Origin of the sequence: Marinomonas sp. TW1 (assembly GCF_001625355.1) — a bacterium.
Classification (GTDB): domain Bacteria; phylum Pseudomonadota; class Gammaproteobacteria; order Pseudomonadales; family Marinomonadaceae; genus Marinomonas.
The window spans coordinates 102069-116086 of sequence record NZ_JSEE01000005.1 but is presented as its reverse complement, the minus strand read 5'-3'; the positions used below and the strand labels follow the sequence as shown (position 1 = coordinate 116086).

13 protein-coding genes are annotated in these 14018 nt (G+C 48.3%); 7 read left to right on the top strand and 6 right to left on the bottom strand.

Annotated features, from left to right (window positions below; genetic code table 11):
• Positions 1 to 6: 6 nt before the first annotated feature.
• Positions 7 to 1473 (bottom strand): NAD-dependent succinate-semialdehyde dehydrogenase, encoded by a 1467-nt coding sequence (locus OA79_RS05910; RefSeq protein WP_063332299.1) that lies wholly within the window; start codon positions 1471 to 1473, stop codon positions 7 to 9.
• A 356-nt stretch (positions 1474 to 1829) separates the two neighbouring features.
• Here OA79_RS05910 and OA79_RS05905 point away from each other — a divergent pair, with 356 nt between their 5' ends.
• Complete coding sequence (locus tag OA79_RS05905) at positions 1830 to 2504, top strand: GntR family transcriptional regulator (protein WP_063332409.1); 675 nt, start codon at positions 1830 to 1832, stop codon at positions 2502 to 2504.
• Positions 2505 to 2677: 173 nt separating this feature from the next.
• Complete coding sequence (locus tag OA79_RS05900) at positions 2678 to 4201, top strand: aldehyde dehydrogenase (NADP(+)) (RefSeq protein WP_063332298.1); 1524 nt, start codon at positions 2678 to 2680, stop codon at positions 4199 to 4201.
• Between the two features lie 126 nt (positions 4202 to 4327).
• On the opposite strand, the gene OA79_RS05895 is transcribed toward OA79_RS05900, so the two are convergent.
• The 4 genes from OA79_RS05895 to OA79_RS05880 are packed head-to-tail and all read right to left on the bottom strand — an operon-like array spanning position 4328 to position 8529.
• Positions 4328 to 5341, bottom strand: a complete 1014-nt coding sequence (locus tag OA79_RS05895; RefSeq protein WP_063332297.1) for an Ldh family oxidoreductase — start codon at positions 5339 to 5341, stop codon at positions 4328 to 4330.
• Positions 5342 to 5369: 28 nt separating this feature from the next.
• Positions 5370 to 6614, bottom strand: a complete 1245-nt coding sequence (locus OA79_RS05890) for an NAD(P)/FAD-dependent oxidoreductase (RefSeq protein WP_063332296.1) — start codon at positions 6612 to 6614, stop codon at positions 5370 to 5372.
• On the bottom strand, positions 6611 to 7549 hold the full coding sequence (locus tag OA79_RS05885) for a 4-hydroxyproline epimerase (RefSeq protein ID WP_269447823.1): 939 nt from the start codon (positions 7547 to 7549) through the stop codon (positions 6611 to 6613). Before OA79_RS05885 ends, OA79_RS05890 begins: the two co-directional genes overlap by 4 nt.
• On the bottom strand, positions 7546 to 8529 hold the full coding sequence (locus OA79_RS05880; RefSeq protein ID WP_063332295.1) for a dihydrodipicolinate synthase family protein: 984 nt from the start codon (positions 8527 to 8529) through the stop codon (positions 7546 to 7548). Before OA79_RS05880 ends, OA79_RS05885 begins: the two co-directional genes overlap by 4 nt.
• A 183-nt stretch (positions 8530 to 8712) precedes the next feature.
• On the opposite strand from OA79_RS05880, the gene OA79_RS05875 reads away from it, so the two are divergent.
• Positions 8713 to 9465: a hypothetical protein gene (locus tag OA79_RS05875; protein ID WP_156486225.1), complete on the top strand. Its 753-nt coding sequence runs from the start codon at positions 8713 to 8715 to the stop codon at positions 9463 to 9465.
• Positions 9466 to 9500: 35 nt separating this feature from the next.
• On the top strand, positions 9501 to 9854 hold the full coding sequence (locus tag OA79_RS05870) for a hypothetical protein (RefSeq protein WP_231908815.1): 354 nt from the start codon (positions 9501 to 9503) through the stop codon (positions 9852 to 9854).
• Positions 9855 to 9882: 28 nt separating this feature from the next.
• Here the strand turns inward: OA79_RS05870 and lpdA are convergent, their stop codons facing one another.
• Positions 9883 to 11313 carry a dihydrolipoyl dehydrogenase gene (gene lpdA, locus OA79_RS05865; RefSeq protein WP_231908814.1) on the bottom strand — a complete coding sequence of 477 codons (1431 nt, stop codon included), beginning with the start codon at positions 11311 to 11313 and terminating at the stop codon, positions 9883 to 9885.
• Positions 11314 to 11452: 139 nt separating this feature from the next.
• Between lpdA and OA79_RS05860 the strand changes: the two genes are divergently transcribed.
• The 3 genes from OA79_RS05860 to hemF all read left to right on the top strand — a co-directional run bounded on the left by OA79_RS05860 (position 11453) and on the right by hemF (position 14017).
• Positions 11453 to 12004, top strand: coding sequence for a TetR/AcrR family transcriptional regulator (locus OA79_RS05860; protein ID WP_063332292.1), 552 nt, complete (start codon positions 11453 to 11455; stop codon positions 12002 to 12004).
• A 51-nt stretch (positions 12005 to 12055) separates the two neighbouring features.
• On the top strand, positions 12056 to 13003 hold the full coding sequence (gene lpxM / locus OA79_RS05855; protein WP_063332291.1) for a lauroyl-Kdo(2)-lipid IV(A) myristoyltransferase: 948 nt from the start codon (positions 12056 to 12058) through the stop codon (positions 13001 to 13003).
• Positions 13004 to 13072: 69 nt separating this feature from the next.
• Entirely contained in the window at positions 13073 to 14017 is a 945-nt protein-coding gene (gene hemF / locus OA79_RS05850) for an oxygen-dependent coproporphyrinogen oxidase (protein WP_063332290.1), read from the top strand.
• Position 14018 lies beyond the last annotated feature (1 nt).

Here is a 14018-nt window from a genome sequence, read left to right as displayed (position 1 = left end):
GAGGGTTTAAGCTAAACCACCCATGCATAAATACTTAGTTTCAACGTATTCATCGATGCCATACTTAGAACCTTCGCGACCGCTACCAGACTCTTTTACACCACCGAATGGTGCAACTTCACTGGAAATTAAACCTTCATTGATGCCCACCATGCCGTATTCTAAAGCTTCAGAAACACGCCAGATTCGACCTAAGTTTTGGGAATAGAAATAAGAAGCCAAGCCAAATGGGGTATTGTTTGCCATGGCAACGGCTTCTTCTTCGGTTTTGAACTTAAACAATGGCGCAACTGGACCAAAAATTTCATTAGAGAAAATGTCCATGTCTTCGGTCACGCCCGTCAAGACGGTCGGTTCAAAGAATTGTGTTCCTGCACCTTGTGCGACACCGCCACCAATGAGCGCTTTAGCCCCTTTTGATACCGCGTCTTCAACCAATTGCTCTACCTTGCTTACCGCCGCGCCATTAATAAGAGGGCCAATGTTGACGCCTTCGGCGAAACCATCACCGGTTTTAAAGCTGGAAACGCGCTGTGCTAGTTTTTCTGCGAAAGCATCGTAAACGCCTTCTTGAACAAGAATACGGTTAGCGCATACACAGGTTTGACCTGCATTACGGTATTTAGAATTGATGGCGCCTTCTACCGCGGCGTCAAGGTCTGCATCATCAAACACGATGAAAGGCGCGTTACCACCTAATTCCATGGAAGTACGTTTCACAGTTTGCGCACATTGTGACAGCAACAACTTGCCGACTGGCGTTGAACCAGTGAAACTTAATTTACGCACAATTGGGTTACCGGTCAGTACGCCACCAATGTCTTTAGCGTTTTTACCCACCACTACGTTTAATACACCGGCTGGAATGCCTGCTTGATGAGCCAACTCGGCTAATGCCAATGCACATAATGGGGTTTCGTCAGACGGCTTAATCACAATGGTACAACCGGCCGCTAATGCTGGACCGGCTTTACGAGTAATCATGGCAATAGGGAAGTTCCAAGGTGTAATCGCTGCGACCACACCGATACCTTGTTTAATCGTCAATACGCGACGATCGCTAGCGAAGGTCGGAATCACATCACCGTATAAGCGACGAGCTTCGTCAGCAAACCAATCAATAAAAGAAGCGCCGTACGCCACTTCCCCTTTTGCTTCTGCAAAAGGTTTGCCTTGCTCCAACGTCATCAATTTAGCAAGGTCATCTTGATTGTCCAGAATCAGTTGATTCCAACGACGTAATAAGGTTGCGCGCTCTTTGGCTGTCAGTGCTTGCCATGCTTTTTGTGCTTTCTCAGCCGCTTCAACGGCTTGAGTGGTTTCCTCTGCACCAAGGTCAGCGACATCAATAATGTGCTCACCGTTGGCTGGGTTTGTAATAGCAAAAGTGTTACCCGATTTGGCCGCAATCCATTTACCACCAACATAAGAGTGGCTTTTCAACAATTCAGGCTGAGAAAGTGTGACATTCATAATAGGCTCCAGACTTGGCTGTGGAGAAAAAATTCAGTACCTAATTAACCGTAACAAAAAGCGGTACTGGCAGTGGTCATTAACTATTTGTGATGATCGATAGTAGGCAAAGGCAAAGCGTTGAAAAATGAGAAGCTATCAATGCTTTGTTTGATGATATTCAAACATAATACTCATTAGGAGGTATTGCTCTGTACCGGCAGTTGGTAAGCTTAGTTAAAATACAGTATTAGATTGCCGTACTGCCTGAGGGTGGGGTTTGCTATAATGCGCAGAATGTGTGTTTCGTCTGGTTCACAAGCTCACTCTGCTTGTGTTGATATAGTGGCTAGAATGAAAAGTATGAGGTAATGAAATTGGCTCAAAAAAGAGCGGTGGTACGTCAGAGTCTACCGGATGTCATAGTGGCAGATTTACGTCAGCGTATTCTCTCGGGTGAACTAGAAGAAGGGGCTTTGATTCGCCAAGAACTGCTCGCTGAAGAATATGATGTGTCTCGTATGCCCGTGCGTGAAGCGCTAAAACGCCTAGATGCTGAGGGGTTGCTGGTGTTTCAAAATAACCGTGGTGCCACGGTGACGAAACACTCCCTTGAGGAAATTGCCGAAATATTCGATGTGCGAACGTTACTCGAGGTGGACTTATTTGCCCGAGCCATTCCTCATATGACGGACGCCCTGTTTGCTGAATGCGATGATATTCTAGCGGAGATGAAAGCCTCCTATGACGCCGGTAACATCGCCGAGTGGGGGCCATTGAACGCCAAATACCACGGCCTACTTTATTGTGCTGCTGGTCGTCATATGACGGAAAACCTGCTGGATCGTGTCACTTTACAGGCCAACCGCTACGTGAGTATGCACATTGATAAGTTGGATAACCGCGACCGCGCCAGCCATGACCATAAAATGTTGCTGGATTTCGCCAAAGCGGGCGACATCGAAGGGGCAATAACCTGTTTGCGAGACCATCTCGTGAACACCAAAGAACAAGTCATCGCCCTTGTTGAGGCCACTCGCGCCGCCCAGTAGCGCACTCTCCTCTGTTCCTAAACGAGATAAGCCCATTGCGGCTTATCTCTGAGCTATTTGAATCTTTATTCCATGATGCCTGCTAACAAGTGTTTTAGCCTTGTTTGAAACCATAAAATAGTGTTCAATTGAAATTGGATACAAAATACATTTATCACTGGAGTGACCAACCTATGTCTTTCAACCCCCATGGTAAGCATTTGATTGCGGGTCAGTGGATCGAATCGGAACAGCAATTTACCTCATCGCCTGCTCATGGCGATGCACATACCTTTTCTAGTGGCTCAGCCGCCTTGGTTAACCAAGCCGTGCAAGCCGCTGAAAACGCATTTTATGAGTTTAGCGGTAAGACTCGTGAGGAGCGTGCGACGTTCTTAAACGTCATTGCGGATGAAATCGATGCTCGCGGAGACGCTATTACTGCGATTGGTACTTCTGAGACAGGCTTGCCAGAAGCGCGTTTACAGGGGGAACGTGGCCGTACTTGTGGTCAGCTACGTATGTTCGCCCAGCACATTTTGGACGGGGAATACCTAGATCGTCGTCATGACAACGCCCTACCTGACCGTCAGCCTTTACCACGTGCGGATCTGCGTCTGATGCAGCAGCCAATTGGTCCTGTGGCTGTGTTCGGTGCGTCTAATTTCCCGCTGGCTTTTTCAACGGCAGGCGGTGACACGGGGTCCGCTTTAGCGGCGGGTTGTCCGGTGATTGTGAAGGGACACCCTGCTCATCCGGGTACCGCAGAAATCGTAGCGGAAGCCCTGTATGCAGCGGTACAGCGTTGCGACATGCCTGCGGGCGTGATCAGCGTGATTCAAGACAGTGGTGTAAGCTTTGAAGTGGGCCAAACTCTAGTAGAGCACCCCTTGATCAAAGCGGTGGGCTTTACCGGTTCTTTACGTGGGGGTCGTGCTTTGTACGACTTGTGTGCCGCGCGCCCTGAGCCGATCCCTTTCTTTGGTGAGTTAGGCTCTGTGAACCCCATGTTCTTATTCTCTAATGCGGTCGAAAGCCGTGGTGATGAACTTGCTAAAGGCTGGTCAGGCTCCTTAACCATGGGCGCAGGTCAGTTCTGCACTAACCCTGGAGTGGCGGTCATGTTGGCGGGTCCACAGGCCGATAAATTTATGACCAAAGTGACTGAATCTCTAGCATCTGTACCTGCCCAAACCATGCTAACGGATGGTATAGCGAATGCTTACCGCCAAGGCCAACAGCGTATAGCAAAGCTATCAGAGGTGCGTGAAGTGTTTACCACAGAATGCCGTGACCGCAATGCTACGCCTTACGTGTACGCGACAACGGCGGATGAATGGTTGGCCAATGGCGATCTGGCCCATGAAGTGTTTGGCCCACTAGGCATTGTGGTATTGGCTTCTAGCGTTGATGACATGTTGCAAGTGGCGAAAAACTTGGAGGGCCAGCTGACCTGTACCTTGCATCTTGATGATGCGGACGTAATCGAAGCTCAGCAGTTTATGCCTGTGCTGGCGCGCAAAGCGGGTCGTATCCTCGCCAACGCTTTTCCAACTGGCGTGGAAGTCTGTGACAGTATGGTTCACGGGGGGCCATACCCTGCGTCCACGAACTTTGGCGCAACGTCAGTCGGTACTATGGCCATCCGTCGCTTCCTGCGACCAGTGTGTTACCAAGACATCCCTGACATGCTACTGCCAAAAGATCTAACCCAATAATGAGGTAGGCTTTTTCAAGATAAAATAAAAGCGGTGTTGGAGATTAACCAACACCGCTTTTTTGTTGTCCATTCTACCACTTCCTTTTCTGAGCAATGAATCTTGTTAACGCTGACAAGACAATGCTTATTTTAACTTAAGTAAGTCTTCATAAAGAGTGTTAGATATCTCAACAGAGCCTTTGGCTTGGTTGGCTGCTTGTGCTGCCTGACGGCGCTGGGAAGGCAGGCGAGCGCCTTGGTCGATGACGTCAGCAAATAAGCGTTCGGCTCGTTCACTGTTTTCGGCGACGCGGCCGCCGCTGAGTAGATTTGGGTCGAAGGCTAGGATGATTTCCCCGTGATAAGGCGCTTCTGGCTTGCCTTCAGCGAAGGCCATACTTTCTTTACTGGTGAGGTCGTTAATCAGTGGGCCAGCCATTAATTCAATCATCAGAGATAAAGCAGAGCCCTTGTGACCGCCAAAGGTGAGCATGGCTCCGTCCATAGCCGCTGCCGCGTCCGTGGTGGGCTGGCCATCTTTATCAATGGCGACGCCGTCTGGTAGTGGTTTGCCTGCTCGTCGATACAGTTCGATTTCGCCACGGGCAAATTGGCTGGTGGCAAAGTCAAAGGTGAAAGGCGCTTGGTGCGGACGCGGCCAGCTGAAGGCAAATGGGTTGGTACCGAGTAGGCCACGGCTGCCACCCGCTGGTGCCACCCAAGCATGGCTTGGCAACATGGCCATGCCCGCAAGCCCCTCAGTAGACAGCATTTCGACTTCTGGCCAAAGGGCTGAAAAATGGAAGCAGCGATTGATAGCGAGTGCTGCCACACCATTGGCTTTGGCTTTTTCGATCAATAGGGGCATGGCGGCGCGCAACGCCAGCAAGGAGATACCATTGTTGGCATCGGCACGTACCACAGAAGGCGCGGCATCCATGATGATTGGCTCTGATGTGCCATTCACGCGACCGGAGCGGATGCTTTCCACACACATAAATAAGCGGTACAAACCGTGGGATTGGCAATCCCCGATTTGGTTCGTGTAAATGATGTCGGTAATGGCTTGGGCATGTTGTTCGTTAAAGCCATTGCTGATCAGGGTTGACTCACTCAGCTCGCGAACTTGGTTAAGGCTAAGACTAATCGTGTCGCTCATTGTGGTCTCCATTATGGTTTTATGCGCATTAAAAACGCTGTGCTCGGTAAGGTTGGGTTGAAATACTTGGATCACGCCCTTGAATCATATCGGTAATGAGCTCCGCAGTACCTGCTGATTGGGTTAACCCTAGATGGCCGTGACCAAAGGCATAAAGCACTTGTTGGCTGTTTTTAGCGAAGCTGATCACCGGCAAACTGTCAGGCATAGACGGGCGGAAGCCCATCCATTGTGTGCCGTTTTGGATGTTTAGCTCTGGTAGGAAGTCTTTGGCCTTTTTCAGCAGTAAATCAGCACGCTTATAATTAGGGGCAAGGTGCAAGCCGCCGAGTTCCACCGCTCCCCCTACGCGTACACCTTCCCCTGCTTTGGTGACAACAAACCCATGATTACTAAAGGTAATGTGGGTTTTTAGCTCAAATGCCCCTGCTGGCAAGGTTGTGTTGTACCCTCGTTCGGTATCCAGTGGCACACTGTCACCTAATTGCACGGCCAGTGCTTTAGACCAAGCTCCGGTGGCGATGACCACATGCTTGCCTTGCAAAGATGAGCTGTCGGTCACTAGCTTCACATGGTTTTCTTGGAGAGTGATGGCGGTGACTCTTTGGTTTGCAATCTCCCCGCCAAGGGCAGTGAAAGCGTTGGCTAGGTGTTCTGTCCAAGTTTTAGGATGAACCACGTTTTTCCACTCAGGGGTGTATCCCGCGTGGGTAAAACGTGGGTCGATACCCGGTTGAATCTTGGCGATGGCCTCAGGGCTATCTAACAGCTCGAACTGCACTCCATGAGCTTTGCGTACTTCCCAGCTGCCCATGGCGGCCTGAAACTCCGCAGCACCTTCATACAACTGAAGCTGCCCTTCTCGTCGGATTAAGTGCTCGCCATTGACCCCTTGGATCTGGCGTTCGAGGGCGGCTTTGGAAAGCGCCATTAGATCTGCTTGGGCTTTAAGTGCCGCAGCATAGCGGTCTTTCCAGCTGGCACGCCAAAAATGCAGCATCCAAGGAAGGATCTTTAACCCATAGGCAGGGCGAATGGACAGTGGCCCTAAAGGATCCAGTAACCAGGTTGGGGCTTTGCGGATAATGCCGGGGGTCGCTAGCGGAATGACATCGGCAAAGGCAAAGGCCCCCGCGTTACCGGCCGAGGTTTCTGCGGCCACCCCTTTGGGGTCCAATAGCAAGACTTGCTTGCCTTCTTGCTGCAACTTTAGCCCAGTGCTCACACCTATGATGCCAGCACCTATGACAATCACATCGTAGGGCTGGCTCATAGTTGTACACCGTGACGCAGCGGATCCGTTGGGTTGATGACCATGGTTGCTTCACGGGTGACAAAGGCTTGTCCTGTAATGGATGGGATGATGCCCGCTGGTTTGCTGCCCAGTTGGTAGCTTAAAGTGTAGCCGCTGCCAATCGTGCTTTCTTGGTAGATTTCTTCCCCTGGGGCAAGGCGCTTGTCCGCGGCCAAACAAGATAGGCGTGCTGAGCTACCTGTGCCGCATGGAGAGCGATCGTAGGCATCGTCTGGACATAGCACGAAGTTGCGAGTGTGTCCCTTATCGGTTAACGCTGGGCCATAAAAGACGATGTGGTCAATGATGCCGTTGTGCTCTCCTTCAATGCCATTGGCATAGAGGCTCTCTCGAACTTTGATGCCCACTTCGGTCAGGGTGCGAATGTTGTTGGGCAACACTGGGGTTGGGCTGTCGTCCACAATAAAGAACCAGTTGCCACCGTAGGCAATGTCCCCTGTGACCGGACCAACGCCTTCGACATCTAGAGTCACGGCTTTTTGGAAGCGGTAACTTTCGATGTTTTGAACCGTGACGGTGTTTTTATCCGTTAAAGTGACTTCCACGATGCCTACTGGCGTTTCGATTTTGTGGGTACCTACGCTTATTTTACCAATATGAGCCAAGGTTGCGGCCAAGCCTATGGTGCCGTGACCACACATCCCAATGACCGCTGCGGCATCAAAATAAATCACCCCAGTGACACAGCTTGGATCTGTGGGCTCCACTAACAGTGCGCCAACCATAGCTTCTTGTCCGTATGGCTCCACCACGAGTGAGCGGTAAAAATCTTTATGTTCCGTTGCAAGACGTTTGGCCCGTTCTGATAAAGGCCCTGATCCAAGATCAGGGCCACCATCTAACACTACTCGGGTCGGTTCGCCTTCGGTATGGCTATCGACAACTAGAATCATTCCGTTACCTGCATAGTAGAAAGTACGCCACCTTGTTTCGACCAATCTGCAAACCACGCTTTAAACAGCGAGTACTGTTGCTCACAGTAATGACGTTGGGCATCGTTCAATTCATCTGTTTCGTTGAAATGTAAGCGATACTCTTCTTCACCATTGAGGACAAGCAGATATTTGAAGAATAGAACCAACTCTGGGCCTTCGTCAAAGCTCGCCAAAACGCTGAAGGCCTCTTCCAATTCTTGCGCACGAACACGGGCTTCGGCATTGCCTTCGGCCGCTTTACGAGACAGCTTTGTAAGCAGTAGCACTTCTTTTGGCAAGGCCGTACCTATGCCCGTGATGGCCCCCACAGCCCCACAGTTAACGAAGCCGTGGAAAACCGCCGTATCAACCCCCACCATTAATAAAACGTCATCGTCTTTAGACGTAATGTTTTCTGCGGCGTAACGAAGATCTTCAGCGCCGCCAAATTCTTTGAAACCAATTAGGTTCGGGTGTTCTGAACGTAGGCTGAAGAACAGGTCTGCTCGGGTGGCGAAGCCGTATACAGGGCTGTTGTAGATGATCGCAGGCACATCTGGCGCGGCGTCAAGAATGGCTTTGAAATGGTGACGCTGCGCTGCAATGACAGAGCCACGAGATAGAACTCGAGGGATCACCATCAGACCAGCCGCACCGACTTTTTGTGCATGGGCAGCATGGGCGACAGCGGATTTAGTATTGATAGCGCCAGTGCCCACAACCACTGGAATGCCTGCTTTAACAAGGCGTTCTACCCCTTCCATGCGTTCTTCATCCGTAAGCAGTGGCCAGTCCCCCATGGAGCCACAATACACCACAGCGGACATGCCGGCGGCGATCATTTCATGGCCTTTTTTCACCAGTGCGTCGTAATCGGGTGTACGGTCAGGCTTACAAGGCGTCATTAACGCCGGCATGATGCCTTGGAAAACACTCGTGTTTAAAACAGGATTGTTCATAATTTGTTACCTTTTCATAGTAATTAGAGGATGATGGCTTCCATAGTAAAAAGTGGATTTTGTATCCAAAATATACCTAGAGTGAAAACTAGTCAATGCTATGAGCTGAAATTAACAGATTGTTCTATGGTATGTTCATCGCTTATCAAGTTTTTGAAGTTGCTTACGTAAGGAGTGTTGGGTGTGACGGAAATCAAACAGATACAGATGTTTTTATGTAACCGTTCAGAGAATGCGTTTCAGCTAGAGCAAATAGTTGAGGTTTATATAAATGAAATTGAGCCTTTATTTATTTTCGATGATCCCAGAAGAGATGATTTTATCAAGAAAAAAGTTGAAGCTACTCAACACTATGATTGTGAAGGAACTCTTTATGATTTAGAGGATATTTATTCGAATGCTTGTGAACTTTTGTCTCAAAGAGAAAAAATGCTATATCAGCATCGATGCTTTACTGTTGTTCAATTGTATAGTGCTTTTGAGCAGCACGTGCGTCGTAATATTAGAGAAGAAATCATGAGAGGTAGATTTGTTACTAACGCAGGAGATAAGTACTCTTATAAAGAGTTTAATCGTGATAAAGATTTTGGTCATCTTGAAAAATGCCTAGCGCGAATAGAAAATGCTGAAAAAAATATTTGGTGGGACAAAGATCTTTTTGATGAAATCCGATTATTGAATAATGCAATTAAGCATGGTTTTGGCGGCTCTTTCGATCAGTTTAGAAAAAAATTTCCTCATTTAATCAATGAGGAATTTTGCTATGAAGAGTTGCCATTTGAAGCGACTTCTAATGTAGGTTTTAAACCTCTCGCTCAATCAACATTGTTCGATGAAGTTTTTTTATTATCGTCAGAAATGCTGGAATCATACAAAAATGCATTAGTGTCATTTTGGTTGAATAATGAGCAAGGTGACTTTTATCTTAGAATTTAGGTTGCTAGCTTCTATATAAATTAGAAGAGGTTTATTTGTCGTATTTCAAGGCGTTCATGCTGCAATGGAAAGAGTATTTACAACAACACCTTGATCATGCCGAAATCCCCTATCAGGTTACTAATAACGGAGATGAGTTGGATATCAAGGTGAACTCACTCGCTTACTTGAGTTGGCTGCGAAGTAAGTCTCATGCTTCTGTTGGATTAGATGAATCTAGAGATAATGTGGCTTGGTTAATGCTGAATAAACAATTGCGCGCCTTTGCTGACAAAGCAGACAGAGGCGTGCTTAAGCTCGCCTCTCGACTGCATATGAATGAAGAGCAAATCATCATTCGGTTAGATTTTTGTTACGATCCTGAACAGCACATTGTTTATGTCAGTTGAGACACTGTGCATCGCCTTTCAAATTAAGCTAGATCGACTGACGTTTCACCGCCTGTTTGTTCGGTAAATCGGTAATGGTGCCAGCCCCTAATTCGGCGGCCAACCCAACGGATTCATGCAAGCTTGGGTGGGCATGGATGGTCAGTGCGATGTCCTCTAAGGTTGCGCCGAACTCAATGGCGAGCGTCATCTCGCCAAGTAGTTCACCGGCATGAGCCCCCACGATCCCTGCGCCTAATACCCGCTCCGATGCTTCATCGTAGATGAGTTTGGTTTTGCCTTTAGTGATGCCTGAGGCAATGGCACGACCACTGGCACTCCATGGGAAAACGGCACTTTTCACGGCGATATTTTGTGCTTTCGCTGCGGTTTCGGTTAAACCCACCCAAGCCACTTCTGGGAAGGTATAGGCAATGGATGGAATCGCCAAGGGTTGAAAATCCACTTTCTGTCCGGCGATGACTTCGGCTGCGATATGACCCTGATGAGACGCTTTATGTGCCAGCATCGGGCCGTGAGTCACATCGCCAATGGCAAAGATATTAGGTACAGAGGTTCTGCATTGCTCATCAGTAATAACAAATCCTCTGTCATCGATTTTTACACCTATGTCAGCAATACCGGCTTTTTTGCCATTAGGAGAGCGGCCAACCGCCACTAAGACGGCATCCACTTCCAGTTGTCGTTCGCCCTCTTGGTCTTTCAACTGCACCACTAAGGACTCAGGAGTCGCTTGAATATCAGTCACTTGGGTTTTCGTTAGGAAGGTCATGCGGTCTTTGTTGCTTTGCTCGAACACTCGAACAAGGTCCTTATCTGCCCCTGTCATGATCTGATCGCCCAGTTCCGCAACCGTAATTTGAGCCCCTAATGCTTGGTATACGGTGGCCATCTCCAAACCAATAATACCGCCGCCTAACACCAGCATGTGTTTGGGAATACGTTCTAGTTGTAAGGCACTGGTGGCATCCAAAATGCGCGGGTCGTCATAAGGTACAAAAGGCAGACGAATGGCCCTTGAACCTACCGCAATGATGGCGTGTTTAAATTCCAAATGCTGTGTTTCATTGTGTTGTGTTACTTGAATACGGTTTGCAGACAGGAAGTGCCCTTCGCCATGAAAAATCTCAACCTGACGACCTTTTGCCATCAAAGCGAGATTGCCTGTGAGCGTATCAACGGTGGATTGTCTATGATGGCGAATGGCTTCTAAGTCGATTTGAGGTTTGGCATAAGTCACACCGTGGGCGTCTTCATCGGCCATACGAATTTTACCCGCCACGTGCAGTAAGGCTTTGGAAGGAATGCAACCAACGTTTAAACACACACCGCCAATGACGGGGTGACGTTCTATCATGGCCACCTTTAGGCCCAAATCGGCCGCTCGAAACGCGGCCGCATAGCCGCCAGGGCCGCTGCCCAGAACGATTAAATCAAATGTCATAGGAGTCATTGTCATGGAAAAAACCTCTTTACCTATCAGTAGATAGATATAATATAACTTGAGGATTTACTGACGGTCAATAAAATACCTACCAGTTGATAGATGAAATGATTAACAGCATGTTGAAAAGAGTACATTAAAATGAGTGAGTTTGATGACAGTTGAGAAAGTCGATACCAAAAGCAAAATCATGGATTTGGCGGAACAATACATTATTGCTGGTGGTTATGGAGCATTCAGCTTTCGTGATATTGCCGAGCAAATAGGCATCAAGAGTGCGAGTGTTCACTATCACTTTCGTACCAAGGGAGACCTAGTCAGCGCAGTAATGGAACGCTATACCCATGAGTTTGCTTCACAACTGCCAGACCCTATGGCTGATGAATTTGAACCAAAGACAATATTAAATGGCTTCATTGATGGTTTTAAAGCCAAGGTCATTGATCAAAAGCACATGAGCTTATGCACTATGCTGACCGCTGACAAACATGTGCTACCCGACGAAGTCTGTGACAGTTTGGCGGCGTTTTATGATGTGAAATTAGATTGGTTGCAGCAGGTGTTGGCGCGTTTACCTTCTTTATCAGGTGACAACGCCGAGGCGGCGGCAGTCCGACTCTTAGCTTGTTTACATGGTGCGTCTGTCTTAGTGCAAGCCACCAGCAAAGAAGACTGCTTTGAACAGGTGCTGTCTGCGTGGCGTTAGGTGCGTTTCTTCATGTATCATACGGGCATTCAATGAGAAGCGACGAGTTTGATGAAATCACCTGAAAAAGCTGACAATAAGCTGTATAATCCGACCTTTCAGTGGCGCTTCCTCTCCCCCCGTTTTTGGCTGACTTGGTTGGGTGTGGCTTTCACCTTCTTGTTGGCATTTTTACCAGTGGCTTGGCGAGATGCCCTGGCCAGCTGGATTGCTGGACGTTTGCTCAATACCAAAAGCGGTGCGTTGAAACGAGCTCGAATCAATCTAGCAGAATGTTTCCCCGAAAAAACGTTAGCAGAGCGAGAAGCCTTGCTGAAACACAGCTTTCAAGTGGCCGCGCAATTCTTTCTTGCCTATGGTGAGCTCTTGATTCGCAGTAAACGCCACAATCAACAGCGTAGTGTGATTCATGGTGAAGAGCATTTGTTTCCTCGTTTACGAGGGCAACAAAACGTCATCGCTTTGGTGCCGCACTGTTGGGCAATTGATTATGCTGGCGTGATGTTAACCGCCCATGGCTTTAACACGGTTGCCATGATTCGCGATCAGAAAAATCCCATTACCGACTGGTTGATTCACCGACAACGCATTCAATATGGTGCACGAGTTTATCATCGTGATGCCGGCATTAAGCCCTATTTAAAAGCCATTAAACAAGGTTATTTAGGCTACTACCTACCGGATGAAGATTTAGGTCCACAAAATTCGGTATTTGCGCCTTTTTTTGCGACAGAAAAAGCCACCATGAAAGGGTTAGGTAAGTTGGCAAAGTTGTCCGATGCGGTGGTGGTACCTATGCTGCCTACCTATGATGCACAAAGTAAAAAGTATCATCTGCACATCTTACCAGCGTTAGAAAACTTCCCTACGGGTGACGAAAAAGCCGACGCAGAACGTATGAATCAAACCTTAGAACAACTTATTTCAGCGCATCCAGAGCAATACATGTGGGTGTTGAATTTATTGCGTACGCGTCCTGACGGGTCGCGTTTGTATTAGCAATGAAGCCTGATTTTCATAGCGATATCATCAACCGATTTTTGGGAATAATGATTTTGGGGAGTAATTATGTCTGACCGCCAAACAGCAACCGTGACTGAGCAAGAGATTGCCGCGGTGAAAGACTATCTAATGTCGTTACAGGATAGCATTTGTGCAGAGCTGGAAGGTTTGGAACCCAATACGCGCTTTCTTCAAGACGCTTGGGACAGACCCAATGGCGGCGGTGGCCGTACTCGAGTAATTGCCAATGGTGATGTCATCGAGAAAGGCGGTGTGAATTTCTCTCATGTGATGGGGGACAAACTGCCCCCTTCTGCGACGGCTGAACGTCCTGAGCTGACCGGTGGTCGATTTGAAGCCATGGGTGTTTCACTGGTGATTCATCCTAAGAACCCAATGGCGCCCACCTCTCACGCTAATGTTCGTCTATTCGTCGTGTACAAAGAAGGCATGGCACCAGTTTGGTGGTTCGGTGGTGGATTTGATCTGACGCCATACTATGGTTTTGATGAAGACTGTATCCAATGGCATCAAATGGCGAAGCAAGCGGTGGAACCCTTCGGCGAAGGCTATTATCAAAGATTCAAAAGCTGGTGTGATGACTATTTTTATTTGAAACATCGCGCCGAACCCCGTGGTATAGGCGGTTTGTTTTACGATGATTTCAATGAAGGCGATTTTGCCGATTGTTTTGCCATGATGCGCTCTGTCGGAGATGCCTTCAGCCAAGCCTATGTACCGATTTTATCGCGCCGTAAAGACTTGCCTTACACCGAGCAACAACGAGATTTTCAGCTACATCGTCGTGGACGTTATGTGGAATTCAATCTGGTATTCGACCGAGGCACGCATTTTGGACTGCAAAGTGGTTTGGGTCGTACGGAATCCATATTGATGTCCTTACCACCAGAAGTGCGTTGGACCTATGAGTATCAGGTACAGCCAAATAGCCCTGAAGCCAAATTGACGGAATATTATTTAACCTCGAGAAACTGGCTGGAAGAACGATAGT

Bases quoted from the DNA above. Each gene is read 5' to 3' on its own strand.
- OA79_RS05910 (WP_063332299.1), bottom strand. From the start codon at position 1,473: ATGAATGTCACACTTTCTCAGCCTGAATTGTTGAAAAGCCACTCTTAT.
- OA79_RS05900 (WP_063332298.1), top strand. From the start codon at position 2,678: ATGTCTTTCAACCCCCATGGTAAGCATTTGATTGCGGGTCAGTGGATC.
- OA79_RS05895 (WP_063332297.1), bottom strand. From the start codon at position 5,341: ATGAGCGACACGATTAGTCTTAGCCTTAACCAAGTTCGCGAGCTGAGT.
- OA79_RS05890 (WP_063332296.1), bottom strand. From the start codon at position 6,614: ATGAGCCAGCCCTACGATGTGATTGTCATAGGTGCTGGCATCATAGGT.
- OA79_RS05885 (WP_269447823.1), bottom strand. From the start codon at position 7,549: ATGATTCTAGTTGTCGATAGCCATACCGAAGGCGAACCGACCCGAGTA.
- OA79_RS05880 (WP_063332295.1), bottom strand. From the start codon at position 8,529: ATGAACAATCCTGTTTTAAACACGAGTGTTTTCCAAGGCATCATGCCG.
- lpdA (WP_231908814.1), bottom strand. From the start codon at position 11,313: ATGACAATGACTCCTATGACATTTGATTTAATCGTTCTGGGCAGCGGC.
- OA79_RS05860 (WP_063332292.1), top strand. From the start codon at position 11,453: ATGACAGTTGAGAAAGTCGATACCAAAAGCAAAATCATGGATTTGGCG.
- lpxM (WP_063332291.1), top strand. From the start codon at position 12,056: ATGAAATCACCTGAAAAAGCTGACAATAAGCTGTATAATCCGACCTTT.
- hemF (WP_063332290.1), top strand. From the start codon at position 13,073: ATGTCTGACCGCCAAACAGCAACCGTGACTGAGCAAGAGATTGCCGCG.